This window comes from Sulfitobacter sp. HNIBRBA3233 (assembly GCF_040149665.1).
Taxonomy (GTDB): domain Bacteria; phylum Pseudomonadota; class Alphaproteobacteria; order Rhodobacterales; family Rhodobacteraceae; genus Sulfitobacter; species Sulfitobacter marinivivus.
Window position 1 is genome coordinate 480039 of the sequence record NZ_JBEFLP010000001.1, and the last position, 12419, is coordinate 492457.

At 64.0% G+C, this 12419-nt stretch carries 14 protein-coding genes; 7 read left to right on the forward strand and 7 right to left on the reverse strand.

What is annotated here, in order from left to right; genetic code table 11:
* Positions 1 to 84: 84 nt before the first annotated feature.
* Positions 85 to 1449 carry a substrate-binding protein gene (locus tag ABMC89_RS02325; protein ID WP_349564783.1) on the reverse strand — a complete coding sequence of 455 codons (1365 nt, stop codon included), beginning with the start codon at positions 1447 to 1449 and terminating at the stop codon, positions 85 to 87.
* 236 nt (positions 1450 to 1685) lie between these two features.
* Here ABMC89_RS02325 and ABMC89_RS02330 point away from each other — a divergent pair, with 236 nt between their 5' ends.
* The 5 genes from ABMC89_RS02330 (at position 1686) to ABMC89_RS02350 (ending at position 7683) form a co-directional block, all read left to right on the forward strand.
* Entirely contained in the window at positions 1686 to 2978 is a 1293-nt protein-coding gene (locus ABMC89_RS02330; RefSeq protein ID WP_349564785.1) for a helix-turn-helix domain-containing protein, read from the forward strand.
* A gap of 121 nt (positions 2979 to 3099) precedes the next feature.
* Positions 3100 to 3477, forward strand: coding sequence for a response regulator transcription factor (locus ABMC89_RS02335; RefSeq protein ID WP_349564787.1), 378 nt, complete (start codon positions 3100 to 3102; stop codon positions 3475 to 3477).
* Positions 3477 to 3728, forward strand: coding sequence for a hypothetical protein (locus ABMC89_RS02340; RefSeq protein WP_349564789.1), 252 nt, complete (start codon positions 3477 to 3479; stop codon positions 3726 to 3728). The genes ABMC89_RS02335 and ABMC89_RS02340 overlap by 1 nt, the downstream gene beginning before the upstream one ends.
* Positions 3728 to 6451, forward strand: a complete 2724-nt coding sequence (locus ABMC89_RS02345; protein ID WP_349564791.1) for an ATP-binding protein — start codon at positions 3728 to 3730, stop codon at positions 6449 to 6451. The genes ABMC89_RS02340 and ABMC89_RS02345 overlap by 1 nt, the downstream gene beginning before the upstream one ends.
* A 98-nt stretch (positions 6452 to 6549) precedes the next feature.
* The gene (locus ABMC89_RS02350) at positions 6550 to 7683 is read left to right on the forward strand and encodes a FliM/FliN family flagellar motor C-terminal domain-containing protein (protein ID WP_349564793.1); all 1134 of its coding nucleotides are present in this window, start codon (positions 6550 to 6552) and stop codon (positions 7681 to 7683) included.
* A gap of 112 nt (positions 7684 to 7795) precedes the next feature.
* Here ABMC89_RS02350 and ABMC89_RS02355 read toward each other — a convergent pair whose 3' ends face one another.
* Positions 7796 to 8218: a protein tyrosine phosphatase family protein gene (locus tag ABMC89_RS02355; protein WP_349564795.1), complete on the reverse strand. Its 423-nt coding sequence runs from the start codon at positions 8216 to 8218 to the stop codon at positions 7796 to 7798.
* A gap of 63 nt (positions 8219 to 8281) precedes the next feature.
* Positions 8282 to 8521 carry a hypothetical protein gene (locus ABMC89_RS02360; protein ID WP_349564797.1) on the reverse strand — a complete coding sequence of 80 codons (240 nt, stop codon included), beginning with the start codon at positions 8519 to 8521 and terminating at the stop codon, positions 8282 to 8284.
* A gap of 105 nt (positions 8522 to 8626) precedes the next feature.
* Here ABMC89_RS02360 and ABMC89_RS02365 point away from each other — a divergent pair, with 105 nt between their 5' ends.
* Complete coding sequence (locus ABMC89_RS02365) at positions 8627 to 8911, forward strand: DUF2312 domain-containing protein (protein ID WP_349564799.1); 285 nt, start codon at positions 8627 to 8629, stop codon at positions 8909 to 8911.
* A 112-nt stretch (positions 8912 to 9023) separates the two neighbouring features.
* Positions 9024 to 10358 carry a trigger factor gene (gene tig, locus ABMC89_RS02370; protein ID WP_349564801.1) on the forward strand — a complete coding sequence of 445 codons (1335 nt, stop codon included), beginning with the start codon at positions 9024 to 9026 and terminating at the stop codon, positions 10356 to 10358.
* 106 nt (positions 10359 to 10464) lie between these two features.
* Here tig and ABMC89_RS02375 read toward each other — a convergent pair whose 3' ends face one another.
* The 4 genes from ABMC89_RS02375 to rpsF form a co-directional block, all read right to left on the reverse strand.
* On the reverse strand, positions 10465 to 10947 hold the full coding sequence (locus tag ABMC89_RS02375; RefSeq protein WP_349564803.1) for a transglycosylase SLT domain-containing protein: 483 nt from the start codon (positions 10945 to 10947) through the stop codon (positions 10465 to 10467).
* 180 nt (positions 10948 to 11127) lie between these two features.
* Entirely contained in the window at positions 11128 to 11784 is a 657-nt protein-coding gene (rplI, locus tag ABMC89_RS02380; protein ID WP_349564805.1) for a 50S ribosomal protein L9, read from the reverse strand.
* A gap of 12 nt (positions 11785 to 11796) precedes the next feature.
* Positions 11797 to 12024, reverse strand: a complete 228-nt coding sequence (rpsR, locus tag ABMC89_RS02385) for a 30S ribosomal protein S18 (RefSeq protein WP_005852865.1) — start codon at positions 12022 to 12024, stop codon at positions 11797 to 11799.
* Positions 12025 to 12053: 29 nt separating this feature from the next.
* The gene (rpsF, locus tag ABMC89_RS02390; RefSeq protein WP_349564807.1) at positions 12054 to 12407 is read right to left on the reverse strand and encodes a 30S ribosomal protein S6; all 354 of its coding nucleotides are present in this window, start codon (positions 12405 to 12407) and stop codon (positions 12054 to 12056) included.
* Positions 12408 to 12419 lie beyond the last annotated feature (12 nt).

Sequence of the window (12419 nt, forward strand, 5' to 3'; positions counted from 1 at the left end):
TGTAACGCGGCCGCGTGAGACACGGGCCGGGAGGGACGAAGGGCGACGCGCGTCGCCCTCCGCCTTGTTCAGATGTGAAGCGCCTCAGGCGCCGGCGTTGCAAGACCCGAGGCTGCCACCGGAGAACTGCGGGTGGTCTGGTGCGTAGGTCACCTGCTCGGCGGGTGTGACTTCGACGATTTCGACGAGGTCGAATTCGTTCTCAGGGTTCTCTTTACCCTTCACCACGACAACGTCCTTGAAGCACTGGTGGTCTTCGGCACGGTAGAGTGTCGGGCCGTTGCCCAGACCGTCGAACTCGAAGCCTTCGAGCGCCTCGACCACGGCGCAGGGGTTGAACGATCCCGCACGTGTGACCGCATCGGCATAAAGCATCGTCTGCACGTAGCAGGTGTGCGCCGCCTGGCTTGGCGGGAAGCCGTACTTCTCGCCGAAGGATTGAACGAAGGCGTTGGTGCCGGTGTAGCGCGCGCCCAGTTCGTTCTCGAGTTTCCAGTCCCAGTTCTGCGAACCGAAGATGCCCTTGATGTTCTGGCCCGCACCGCGTGCCATCAGCTCGGAGTAGAGCGGCACGACGATTTCGAACTTCTTGCCGTTCACTTCCTTGTCGCGCAGGCCGAACTGGACAGCGTTGGTCAGCGAGTTTACCATGTTGCCGCCGTAGTGGTTCAGCACCAGCACATCCGCGCCCGACTGGATCACCGGCGCGATATAGGCCGAGAAATCGGTCTGTGTCAGCGGTGTCAGCACGGAGTTGACGGTTTCCCAGCCCATGGCCTCGGTCGAGGAGCGCACGGCCTCTTCGGTTGTGTAGCCCCAGTTGTAATCCGCCGTCAGGTGATACGCCTTGCGGTCGGTACCGTAGGCATTGGCCAGAACGGGCGCCAGCGCGGCACCGGACATGTAGGAGTTGAAGAAGTGGCGGAAGCCGTTGGCCCGCTTGTCCTTGCCGGTTGTGTCGTTGGAGTGGGTCAGACCCGCCATGAAGATCACGCCGGCCTCCTGGCAGAGAGCCTGAACGGCCACGGCCACGCCCGAAGACGAGCCGCCGGAAATCATCACGGCGCCGTCTTTTTCGATCATCGACTTGGCCGATGCGCGTGCGGCGTCGGATTTGGTCTGGGTGTCACCGGTAACGAACTGGACCTTCTTGCCCATGATACCGTTGCCCTCGAGGGCCTTGGAGCTGAACGTCTGCAACATGCCGCCGTCGCCGCCACCGTTCAGGTGCTCGACCGCGAGTTCGAATGCGCGCAGCTCGTCCGCGCCCTCATCCGCGTAGGCACCCGATTGTGGCACGTTGAAGCCCAGCGTGACCGTGTCGCCCTGCGGCGCGTTGGTAAAGCCGGTATGCGCATCGGCGCGCAGATACGTGGGCAGGGCGAGGCTGGCACCGGCAATCGCGCCGGTTCTGAGCAGTCCGCGCCGTGTCGGATTGTAAATTGACATGGAAGTCCTCCCGAAATTTGTCAAACACGCGTCCCGACGTTCTTAGCGGTCGTTGACGCAGGCACATCTTGTGCAGGGGCAGTATTGCGAGGGTCTGGTGTATTCGCAATAAGTCACTTGACCGAAACGATTTGTTTGTAAATAAATCCACATGGAAAATGCGGGATTTGTAAATTTCATGTTGTTGCACCGCAGAAAGCGTCTGTTTTCGGACAACAATACCGTCAGGGTTGCGCATGTCGGCTGAGGCGCAGACCGGCAGCCGCATCCGCGAGCGGCGGGTGATGCTGTCGCTCAAGCAGGCGGAGCTTGCCCGCCGCATCGGAATTTCTGCGAGTTACCTCAACCTGATCGAACACAATCGGCGCAAGATCGGCGGCAAGCTGTTGTTGTCGCTGGCCGATGCGCTGGATGTCGAACCGCAGGCGTTGACCGAAGGGGCGGAGGCCGCGTTGCTGGGCACGCTGCGCGAGGCGGCACTCGCCGCGCATCTGCCGGATGCCGACATCAACCGCGCCGAGGCTTTCGCGGGCCGCTTTCCGGGCTGGGCCGAAGCGCTCGCCGCATCGCAGCGCCGGATCGCTGCGCTGGAGCGCACGGTCGAAACCATGAGCGACCGGATGTCCCACGACCCGCATCTGGCCGCGTCGATGCACGAATTGCTCTCCACGGCCGCCGCCGTCCGGTCCACGGCGGAGATTCTCGCCGGTGAAGAGACGCTGGAGCGGGAATGGCTCGACCGGTTCCACGCCAATATCGGCGCGGACAGCAGCAGGCTTGCCGCAAGCGCGCAGTCGCTGGTGCATTACCTCGAACAGGATCCGCAGGCCGCCGAAGAAACGGTCACCCCGCAAGACGAGGTCGAGAGGTTTCTGGAGGCGCATGCCTTTCATTTCCCGACGCTTGAGGCAGGCACCGCGGGCGATGCCGTCGCAAGCCTGATCGAGGGCGCGGACATACCGCTGAGCGAGGCCGCGGCCTTTACCCTGCGCGGCGTGCTAGGGCAGATCCGCAGTGATGCCGCACTTGTGCCGCTCGCGGCGCTTACGGATGCCATCGGGGATCTCGGGCCCGATCCGGTCGCACTTGCGCGCACCTTGGGGGTGCCGGTGGTTGTCGTGCTGCGGCGCATGGCGTCGGTGGCGTCGCTGTCGGCGGGTCTGGTTGTCTGCGACCGGTCGGGCACCGTGATATTCCGCAAGTCCATCGACGGCTTTTCGGTCCCCCAGTTCGACAGCTGCTGCCCGCTCTGGCCGCTGTTCGGCGCGCTGTCGGCCCCCGGAACCGTGCTGCGCGAACGAATCGGCCAGTTGGGGCGCGGGCAGGTCGAATTCGATGCCTTTGCGGTCACGGACGTACAGGCCGCGCCCGATTACAACACACCGGCGCTGACCCGCGGTGTGATGCTGCTGCTGCCCGCGGCAGCGGGCGGACGCGAGCGGCCGGTACGGGCGATGGGGGCAAGCTGCCGGATCTGCCCGCGCGAAGGCTGTACCGCGCGCCGCGAGCCGTCGATCCTGTCTGGCTGACAGGCAAGGCCCGCTTGTTTTGACAGGACCTCAAAACGGGTGCATCGTGGCCGCGAAGATCCGGACGCATGGGGCAGCAGACCGCAGCGGCCGGTCGTATAACCGGGGGGAGGACACGCGCATGACCAAGCATGTGGTGTTGGTGGAGGACGAGACGAACATCGCCGAGGCGATCCGTTTCCTGCTGGGGCGCGAGGGCTGGCGTGTTCAGACGCTTGCAAACGGCACCAACGCGGCCGAGACGATCCGCGCGACACGGCCCGATCTGGTGATGCTGGATGTGATGCTGCCGGGCCGGACGGGGTTCGAGATTCTGGCCGATTTGCGCGCGGACGCCGATCTGGCGGACCTGCCGGTGCTGATGCTGACCGCGCGCGGGCAGGCGAGGGATCGTGAAATGGCCATGCAGGCGGGGGTGAACCGGTTCATGGCGAAACCCTTCTCGAACGCCGAAATGCTCTCGGCCGTCCACGAGCTGACATCGGGGCAGCCCAGCTGATGGGCGAGCGGCCGCTGTTTCTGGAAAGGCGCAGCTACAGGCAGCGGCGGATCATGGACATCGTGCGCTTCCTGCCGCTGCTCTGTGCGGTCCTGTGGGTTCTTGTCCCGATGCTGTGGCCGCAGGATGAGGAGGGCCGCACGGCGATGTCCTCGGCGCTGCGCTATGTCTTTGCCGTGTGGATCCTGGCGATCACGGCCACATTCGCCCTCTGGCGCCGCATTCGCGGACCGGAGGGAGGGGTCGACTGATGGTCTCGCTGAACCAGCTGGTCGCGGTCTGCCTTGTCTATGTGGCAGGGCTGTTCGTGGTGGCCTTTCTGGCCGAAAGGGCTGCGGTCCGGGGGCGCGGCAACTGGCTGCTGCGCTCGCCTTTGGTCTATACGCTGTCGCTGTCGATCTACTGCACCGGCTGGACCTTTTACGGCGCGGTCGGATACGCGGCGCGGTCGGGGCTGGAGTATGTCACGATCTACCTCGGGCCGAGCCTGGTGATGATCGGCTGGTGGTGGCTGTTGCGGCGGCTGGTGCGGATCGGCCGCAGCCAGCGGGTGACATCGGTCGCGGATCTGATCTCGGCGCGCTACGGTAAATCGAATGTGCTGGCGATCATGGTGACGGTCATGGCGGTGATCGGCGTCACGCCCTACATCGCCTTGCAGCTTCAATCGGTGGTCCTGTCGCTGTCGATCTTCGCGGCCCCGTCGGAACAGGGCGGCGCGCCGGTGCTGAACAACGCGCAGGCCGCGTTCTGGCTTGCCGGAGGTCTGGTTCTCTTTACCGTGCTGTTCGGCACCCGGAACCTCAACGCGAATGAGCGCCACCACGGCGTGGTGATCGCTGTCGCGGTCGAGGCGGTGGTCAAGCTGGTGGCCTTGCTGGCGGTGGGGATCTTTGTCGTCTGGGGCGTGGCGGGCGGCCTGTCGGAGACCTTCGCGCGGATCGACGCATCGCCCATCGGGACATGGCAGACCAGTGGCAGCCGCTGGTCGGCGCTGATCATGCTGTCGGCTGCGGCCTTCCTGTGTCTGCCGCGGATGTTTCAGGTGATGGTGGTCGAAAACGATGATGAGCGGCATTTGCAGACCGCCAGCTGGGCGTTTCCGCTCTATCTGATGTCGATCAGCCTATTCGTCGTGCCCATCGCGGTGATCGGTCTGGGCCTGATGCCCGAGGGCGCGAACCCCGATCTCTATGTTCTGACCGTCCCGCTGAGCGAGGGGCAGAACGGCCTTGCCACGCTGGCGTTTCTGGGCGGCTTTTCCTCGGCCACGTCGATGGTGATCGTGGCCACGCTGGCGCTGTCGACGATGATGTCGAACCATATCGTCATGCCGGTCTGGCTTTATCTGCGCGAGGGCGGGGCGCAGCAATCGGGCGATGTGCGCAAGGTCGTCATCAACGCGCGGCGCCTGTCGATCCTGCTGATCATCTCCTTGGGGTATTTCTACTACCGCGCGTCCGGCGGGTCGGGGGCACTGGCGGCCATCGGCCTGATCTCTTTCGGCGGGGTCGCGCAGTTTCTGCCCGCCATGCTGGGCGGTATCTTCTGGCGCGGGGCCACACGGCTGGGCGCGATATGCGCGCTGTGCACCGGCTTTGCGCTGTGGATGTTCACGATGCTGCTGCCCAGTTTCGGCACCGACGCCGTTCTGAGCACGGGCGTGTTCGAGAACGGCCTGCTGGGGCTTGGGCTGTTGCGTCCGCAGGCGCTGTTCGGGATCGAGGGGCTGGACCCCACCGTGCACGCGGTCTGGTGGAGCCTGTCGCTGAACACGCTGGTCTTTGTCGCGGTGTCCTGTTTCAGTTTTCCGCACCCGTTGGAGCGGTTGCAGGGGGCGCAATTCGTGAACGTGATGCAGCAGGGCGCCGAATACGCACGGCCCCCCCGTGCGACCGCGGGGCAGGTCGAGGACCTGATGATCATGTCGCAGCGTATCCTTGGGGCGCCCGATGCGCAGGCCTTCTTCGCCAGCGAGGCCGCGCGTCAGGGGATGTCGGGGCAGCTCCCGCGCCCCTCGGCGGATTTCGTTGTCCGGCTCGAACGCGAGCTGGCCGCGTCCGTCGGGGCGGCGACAGCCCATGCGATGATCAGCCAGATCAGCGGCGGGCAGTCGGTATCGGTCGAGGATCTTCTGGCGGTGGCGGACGAATCCGCCCAGATCCTCGAATATTCAAGCCAGCTGGAGCAGAAATCGCAGGAGCTGACCGAAACCGCCCGCCAGCTCGGCCGCGCAAACGAAAAGCTGACACAGCTTTCGCTGCAAAAGGACAGTTTTCTCAGCCAGATCAGCCACGAGCTGCGCACGCCGATGACCTCGATTCGCGCGTTTTCGGAAATCCTGCGCGATACCGGTGGCCTGAGCGACGAGGAAAAGACGCGCTATGCGTCGATCATCCACTCCGAAACCATCCGTTTGACGCGGCTGCTGGACGATCTGCTGGATCTGTCGGTGCTGGAGAACGGGCAGGTCACGCTGAACCTGCGCCAGACCAGCCTTGCCGAAGTGCTCGACCATGCGATTACCACCGCCACCGCCGGCGACAACAGCCGGATCGTGCTGCACCGCGACCCTGCGCGCGAGCGGGTCGACCTGCTGACCGATCCCGACCGGCTGGCGCAGGTGTTCATCAACCTGATCACCAACGCCGTGAAATACTGCGCCGCCGACACGCCCGCGCTGTCGATATCGGTGGGCGGGCAGGGCGATGTCGTCACCATCCGCTTTACCGACAACGGCCAGGGCATCCCAGACGAGGCGCAGTCGCTGGTGTTCGAGAAATTCGCGCGCCTTGCCGAAGGCAGCGGGGCGGGCGATGGCGCGGGGCTTGGTCTGGCGATCTGCCGCGAGATCGTGACACGGCTGGGCGGGGGCATCCGCTATGTGCCCGGTGCGGGCGGCGCGTCTTTCGAGGTCAGCCTGCCGCGCGCGGCGGCGACGACAGTGGCAGACGCGGGTTTGTTGCGCGCTTAAATCGGCCATTAACCATTGCCTTGCTAGACCGGTGTGCGGCAGGTCTTCGGATCGCGCGTTGAACGGTGCAGGCAGCAAGGGGGCGGGTGGCGACACAGATGAGTGCAAAAAAGATCACCTCCCTCGTCCGCCGCAAGGCCGAAGCGGGGCGCGAAAGCTATGCCGCGCGGGCAATGACGCTTGGCCGCGCGCTGCGGCTGACTGCTGCCCGAACGGCGGATGCGCATCTGGACCTCGCGCTGAGCGTGATCGGCCTGACGCAGTCGCTGCGCGACGGGGCGAGTCTGGAAAAATCGCTGCAGCAAACCTCGCTCTTGTTGCTGATGGAGGGGTCGGGGGGCCGTGCCGCACTTGCCGTGCTCTCGCCCGAACTGGTCACCGCGCTGATCCAGCAGCAAACCATGGGTCGCATCACGGCGCCCCCCGAGGGGCAGGAGCCACGCCCGCACACCGCGACCGATGCGGCGCTTTGCGCACCATTCGTAGAGGCGCTGCTGCGGCAATCCGCCGAGATGCCCGAGAAGGCCGACGACCGTGCGCTGGTTGCGGGATACCGCTTTGGCCTGTGGGCCGGTTCCCCGCGCGAGGCGTGCCTGTCGCTGGATGCACCGGAATACCAATCCTACACGCTGACGCTGGACCTTGCCGGTGGAACGGTCAGTGGCACGCTCGACCTGGTTTTGCCGCCACCGCCACCGGCGCAGCCGGCCCCGCCGGAGGACGACGCGCTGCCCGATGCAGGCGCTGTGCCGACGTTCTCTCAGAACGTGCTGGGGCTGAATGCCGAACTGACAGTCGCGTTGACGCAGCTCACGCTGCCCTTGAACCGCATATCGGGCTGGCAGGTCGGGGATTTCGTCGCGCTGGATGTGACGTCGCTGGGCCAGAGCCTCGTGCTCGATGCGAATGGACGGATGATCAGCCGCGGCACGCTGGGCCAGCTGGACGGGTGCCGCGCGGTCCAGCTGGAGCAAAGGCAGCAGCCGCACATCCATCCGCGCCGCCGCGCGTCCGATCGCGACGGGCTGGATCTGCCCGATGTGACTGCGGGCGATGCAGCGGGGCGGCCGGAGCCGCCGGCGAAACGCGGTGCCGATCCGTTCGGCGATCTGGATGCAATGCCTGACATGTCGGATCTGGAAATGCCGCAGGACGACGCCGGTGTGCCTGCCGGACGCAAGGGGCCCGCGCACGCGGGCGGGGTCGAACGGCGCAGGCAGGCGTCAGCCTGACCGGTCCCCATGCCTGCGCTCTTCGATACAGCAGCTTGCGGCGACCGGATTTTCCCGATCACAATCGCTGCACAGTATCACGTCCGGTCGCGGGCGCGCGGCGCGCGCTGGCCTAGCCTTCGGCCTTGGTCAGGTGATCGCGCATCGGTTCGAGGTCATAGCCCGCCTCGCGCCCTGCTTTTATGATGTCGTCGGCCTTCATCTTGCCGGCCTGTCCAAGCGCCCAGGCGATGCACGACCGCGTTCCCGACGCACAATAGGCGAAGGTCACCCCGTCCTTGTCCGCGCCGATGTCGCGGTTATGGGCGATCACCTCTTCGGTCATGGTCTGGTGCGTCAGCGGTTGAACCGCAAACTCCAGCCCCGCATCCTCGGCCGCCGTGCGCATCGCGGCGGCACCGAGCGGGGCGGGCACTTCGGCGTCAGGGCGGTTGCACAGGATACGCGTGATCCCTTGGGCCTTGAGCGCATCCATCATCGCGGGTTCGATCTGGGGGCCAACGAAATATGTCGGGGAAAGCTGTCTGATATCCATGGGTTTTCCTTTGCGGTGGGGCGCCGCGCTATGGTGCGGCACGGTCGTGACGGTCGAAAGATCCTAACCCAGAAAAATGCCGACGATGACGATCATCAGCCCGATGACCGACAGAAACAGCGCGCCGAGGTTGATCGGCACGACGCGGCGCAGCTCGGCGCGCATCTCTTCGTCGGGCAGGCTGGCGCGTTTCGCGCGGCTGACGCGCAGAATGCAGTAGACCAGACCGACCAACCCGAGCAGGGATATGCCGGTGCCGACCCAGATCAGCGTCTCGAAAAGGGGGGAGGGTACGGTTTCCATGGCGCTTGAGTATGATAATCCCGACCCACCGGCAAGTGCCGCTTGCGAGGGCGGCAAGCGGCATGTAGTCAGACGCCCTGACCCTATACCGACAGGAGCCGCGCGATGAGCGATTTCAGCACCAACCCCACCCCGACCGAGGATGCGGGCGACGCGAATTACCGCGTGACCGCCAATGAACTGCGCCAGTTCGTAGAGCGGATCGAACGTCTGGACGCCGAGAAGAAAGACCTTGCCGAGCAGCAGAAGGAAGTCATGGCCGAAGCGAAATCGCGTGGCTACGACACGAAGGTTCTGCGCAAGGTGATCGCGCTGCGCAAGCGCGAGCCCGACGACATCGCCGAGGAAGAGGCGGTGCTGGAAATGTACAAGGAAGCGCTGGGAATGTGAGGCTGCGGGCAAGGCGCGCGAAACGCCCTTGCACGTAAGGTCCACGGCCAATAGAAGACCACAAATTTATGACCCGCGCGGAATGCGCGCGGCCGAACGCGATGGAGCACACATGCAGGTCAAAGAGACGCTGAACGACGGTTTGAAACGCGGCTATCACATCACGCTGACGGCGGATGAGCTGGACGCCAAGGTAAACGAAAAGCTTGCCGAGGCGCAGCCGGACGTTGAAATGAAGGGCTTTCGCAAGGGCAAGGTGCCGATGGCACTGCTGAAAAAGCAGTTCGGCCAGCGCGTCATGGGCGAAGCGATGCAGGAAAGCATCGACGGCGCCATGTCCAAGCACTTCGAAGACAGCGGCGACCGCCCCGCGATGCAGCCCGAGGTCAAGATGACCAACGAGGACTGGAAAGAGGGCGACGATGTCGAGGTCGAAATGACCTACGAGGCGCTGCCAGAGATCCCAGAATTGGATCTGAGCGGTATCAAGCTCGAGAAAATGGTGGTGAAGGCCGACGACGCGTCGATCGACGAAGCGCTCGAAAACCTCGCCGAGACCGCGCAGGATTTCAAATCCCGCAAGAAAGGCTCGAAGGCGAAAGACGGCGATCAGGTCGTGATGGATTTCGTCGGCAAGGTTGACGGCGAAGCCTTCGAAGGCGGCTCTGCCGAGGATTATCCGCTGGTGCTGGGGTCGAACTCCTTCATCCCCGGTTTCGAAGAGCAGCTGGTTGGCGTGAAGGCCGAGGAAGAAAAAGACGTGACCGTCAACTTCCCCGACGATTATCAGGCCGAGCACCTTGCCGGTAAGGAAGCCGTGTTTTCCTGCACCATCAAGGACGTGAAAGAACCCGTCGCCGCCGAGATCAACGACGAGCTGGCCACGAAGTTCGGGGCCGAGGATCTGGCCGCGCTGAAGACACAGATCGGCGAACGTCTGGAAGCCGAATATCTGGGCGCGTCGCGCGCCGTGATGAAGCGTGCGCTGCTCGACGAGCTGGACAAGATGGTCAGCTTCGATCTGCCGCCGTCGCTGCTGGACGCCGAAGCGAGCCAGATTGCCCACCAGCTGTGGCACGAGGAAAACCCCGACGTCGAGGGCCACGACCACCCCGAGATCGAGCCCACGGACGAGCACAAGGAGCTTGCCGCGCGCCGTGTACGTCTGGGCCTGCTGCTGGCCGAGCTTGGCCAGAAGGCAGAAATCCAGGTGACCGACGCCGAGATGACACAGGCGATCATGAACCAGGCGCGCCAGTACCCCGGTCAGGAGCGCCAGTTCTTTGAATTCGTTCAGCAAAACCAGCAGATGCAGCAGCAGATGCGCGCGCCGATCTTCGAAGACAAGGTCGTCGATCACGTGGTCGAGCAGGCGCAGGTGACCGAGAAGGAAGTCTCGAAAGAAGAGCTTCAGAAAGCGGTCGAAGAGCTGGAAAACGAAGAATAAGTCACGCGGTTACGCGATGATGAAGGGGCCTCGCCGGATCGGCGGGGCCTTTTTCGTTTGCGGTGGGGTTGTGGACGATCTGACGGCCGTGGCCGCCCGCGCCGGATCAGGACTTGCGCAGGCCGGTCTCGACAAGCATCCCGCGCCGTTTGGCCTCGTAGTAATAGCCGCGGGCGTACCACTTGATGGCGGTGCCGTGATCCCCGTCCGACAGCAGCCACGCGCCGCGCAGGTATTTCAGGGCGTATTTGAGATTGGTGTCCGCATCGAGCAGATCCGTCGGCGCGCCCTGAAAGCCCATGGATCGGGCAGTGGCGGGCAGGATCTGGAGCAGGCCGTAATAGGGGCCGTTGCGGGCTTTGGGGTTGTGGGTGCTTTCGCGGATGGCAAGGCGGTGCACCAGCGGACGCGGCAGGTCGTAGAAATCCGACCAGTAGTTGATCTTCGAGCGAAGCTCGGGCGTTTCATTGGGGTGCAAGGGCAGCGCGCTTCTGGGGGTGGGCGGTGTGGCTGTCGGCGCGGCGCTGCAGGCGGACAGGGGCAGGGCGGACAGGCCCAGGACGAAATGGCGACGGGAAAGGGCAGGCATCGGGGACGCTCCGGGACGTTTATGCTGCCGCGGAGACTATGCAGCGCCAAAATCGCGGGCAAGCCGCGCATTTTGGCAGTGGCGGGAAGATGCCAAGGGCTCGGCGCCACTTTGCCCATGGAAACGCAAAACGCCGCGCGGTATCCCGCGCGGCGTCTGTTTTCCGGCTTGTGACCGGAATTATTTGTCTTCGTCGTCCAGTTTCGCGTCGAGTTCCGCTTTTTCCTGAACGGCAGGCTCGCCCGATTCCTGTTCCACTTCGGTTTCCAGCTCGTCGAGCTGTGCCGAACCGATATCGTCGAACAGTTCCTGGATTTCGAATTCCGCGGCTGCTTCTTCTTCGGCGGCCAGTTCCTGAATGGACTTGCCGGATGCCTGAAGCTCGGCCTCTTCGGGCGAACGTGCAACGTTCAGCTCGATTGTGGCTTCGACTTCGGGGTGCAGCACGACTTTGACTTCGTGAACGCCCAAGTATTTGATCGGCGCGCCGAGGACGACCTGCTTGCGGTCGACGGTAAAGCCGTTTTCGGTCGCGGCATCGGCGGCGTCACGGGTGGTGACGGAGCCGTAGAGCGCGCCCGCGTCGGAAGCGGAGCGAATCACGATGAACTGCTGCCCGTCGAGCTTCGTGGCCATCGCGTCGGCCTCTTTCTTGCTCTCAAGGTTCTGCGCTTCAAGCTGGGCTTTCTGCTGTTCGAAGGCTTCGATGTTCGCCTTGGAGGCGGACAGGGCCTTTTGCTGGGGCAGCAGATAGTTGCGTGCGTAGCCGGGTTTGACGTCGACGACATCGCCCATCTGGCCCAGTTTCGCCACACGCTGGAGAAGAATGACTTGCATGTGCTTTACTCCTTACTTGACGGCGTAGGGCAGCAGGGCAAGGAAGCGGGCGCGTTTGATGGCACGGGCCAGTTCACGCTGCTTTTTCGCCGAGACTGCGGTGATACGGGATGGGACGATCTTGCCACGCTCAGAGATGTAGCGTTGCAGCAGACGTGTGTCCTTGTAGTCGATCGCCGGTGCGTTGTCGCCCGAGAACGGGCAGACCTTGCGGCGGCGGAAAAATGGTTTTGCGGCCATGGTTTATGTCCTTTTCTTCAAGCTATGGATCAACGGCGCTCGCGACGGCCTTCACGCTCGTCACGCTTTTGCATCTGTACCGATGGCAGTTCTTTGTGCTCATCGACCTTGATGGTCAGAACCCGCATCACGTCGTCGTGCAGACGCATCAGGCGTTCCATCTCCTGCACGGCGGGTGCCGGTGCATCGGAGCGCAGGAAGGCATAGTGGCCCTTGCGGTTCTTGTTGATCTTGTAGGCCATCGTCTTGACGCCCCAGTACTCGTGATCCACGAGTTTCCCGCCGTTGTCGGACAGGACGGTGCCAAAGTGTTCGATCAGCCCTTCGGCTTGCGTGTTGGACAAATCCTGACGCGCGATCATGACATGCTCATATAGCGGCATGTGTGCTCCATT

What these genes read in the sequence shown, in the direction of transcription:
- ABMC89_RS02325 (WP_349564783.1), bottom strand. Translation starts at nt 1,449, where the DNA reads ATGTCAATTTACAATCCGACACGGCGCGGACTGCTCAGAACCGGCGCG.
- ABMC89_RS02330 (WP_349564785.1), top strand. Translation starts at nt 1,686, where the DNA reads ATGTCGGCTGAGGCGCAGACCGGCAGCCGCATCCGCGAGCGGCGGGTG.
- ABMC89_RS02335 (WP_349564787.1), top strand. Translation starts at nt 3,100, where the DNA reads ATGACCAAGCATGTGGTGTTGGTGGAGGACGAGACGAACATCGCCGAG.
- ABMC89_RS02340 (WP_349564789.1), top strand. Translation starts at nt 3,477, where the DNA reads ATGGGCGAGCGGCCGCTGTTTCTGGAAAGGCGCAGCTACAGGCAGCGG.
- ABMC89_RS02345 (WP_349564791.1), top strand. Translation starts at nt 3,728, where the DNA reads ATGGTCTCGCTGAACCAGCTGGTCGCGGTCTGCCTTGTCTATGTGGCA.
- ABMC89_RS02350 (WP_349564793.1), top strand. Translation starts at nt 6,550, where the DNA reads ATGAGTGCAAAAAAGATCACCTCCCTCGTCCGCCGCAAGGCCGAAGCG.
- ABMC89_RS02355 (WP_349564795.1), bottom strand. Translation starts at nt 8,218, where the DNA reads ATGGATATCAGACAGCTTTCCCCGACATATTTCGTTGGCCCCCAGATC.
- ABMC89_RS02360 (WP_349564797.1), bottom strand. Translation starts at nt 8,521, where the DNA reads ATGGAAACCGTACCCTCCCCCCTTTTCGAGACGCTGATCTGGGTCGGC.
- ABMC89_RS02365 (WP_349564799.1), top strand. Translation starts at nt 8,627, where the DNA reads ATGAGCGATTTCAGCACCAACCCCACCCCGACCGAGGATGCGGGCGAC.
- tig (WP_349564801.1), top strand. Translation starts at nt 9,024, where the DNA reads ATGCAGGTCAAAGAGACGCTGAACGACGGTTTGAAACGCGGCTATCAC.
- ABMC89_RS02375 (WP_349564803.1), bottom strand. Translation starts at nt 10,947, where the DNA reads ATGCCTGCCCTTTCCCGTCGCCATTTCGTCCTGGGCCTGTCCGCCCTG.
- rplI (WP_349564805.1), bottom strand. Translation starts at nt 11,784, where the DNA reads ATGCAAGTCATTCTTCTCCAGCGTGTGGCGAAACTGGGCCAGATGGGC.
- rpsR (WP_005852865.1), bottom strand. Translation starts at nt 12,024, where the DNA reads ATGGCCGCAAAACCATTTTTCCGCCGCCGCAAGGTCTGCCCGTTCTCG.
- rpsF (WP_349564807.1), bottom strand. Translation starts at nt 12,407, where the DNA reads ATGCCGCTATATGAGCATGTCATGATCGCGCGTCAGGATTTGTCCAAC.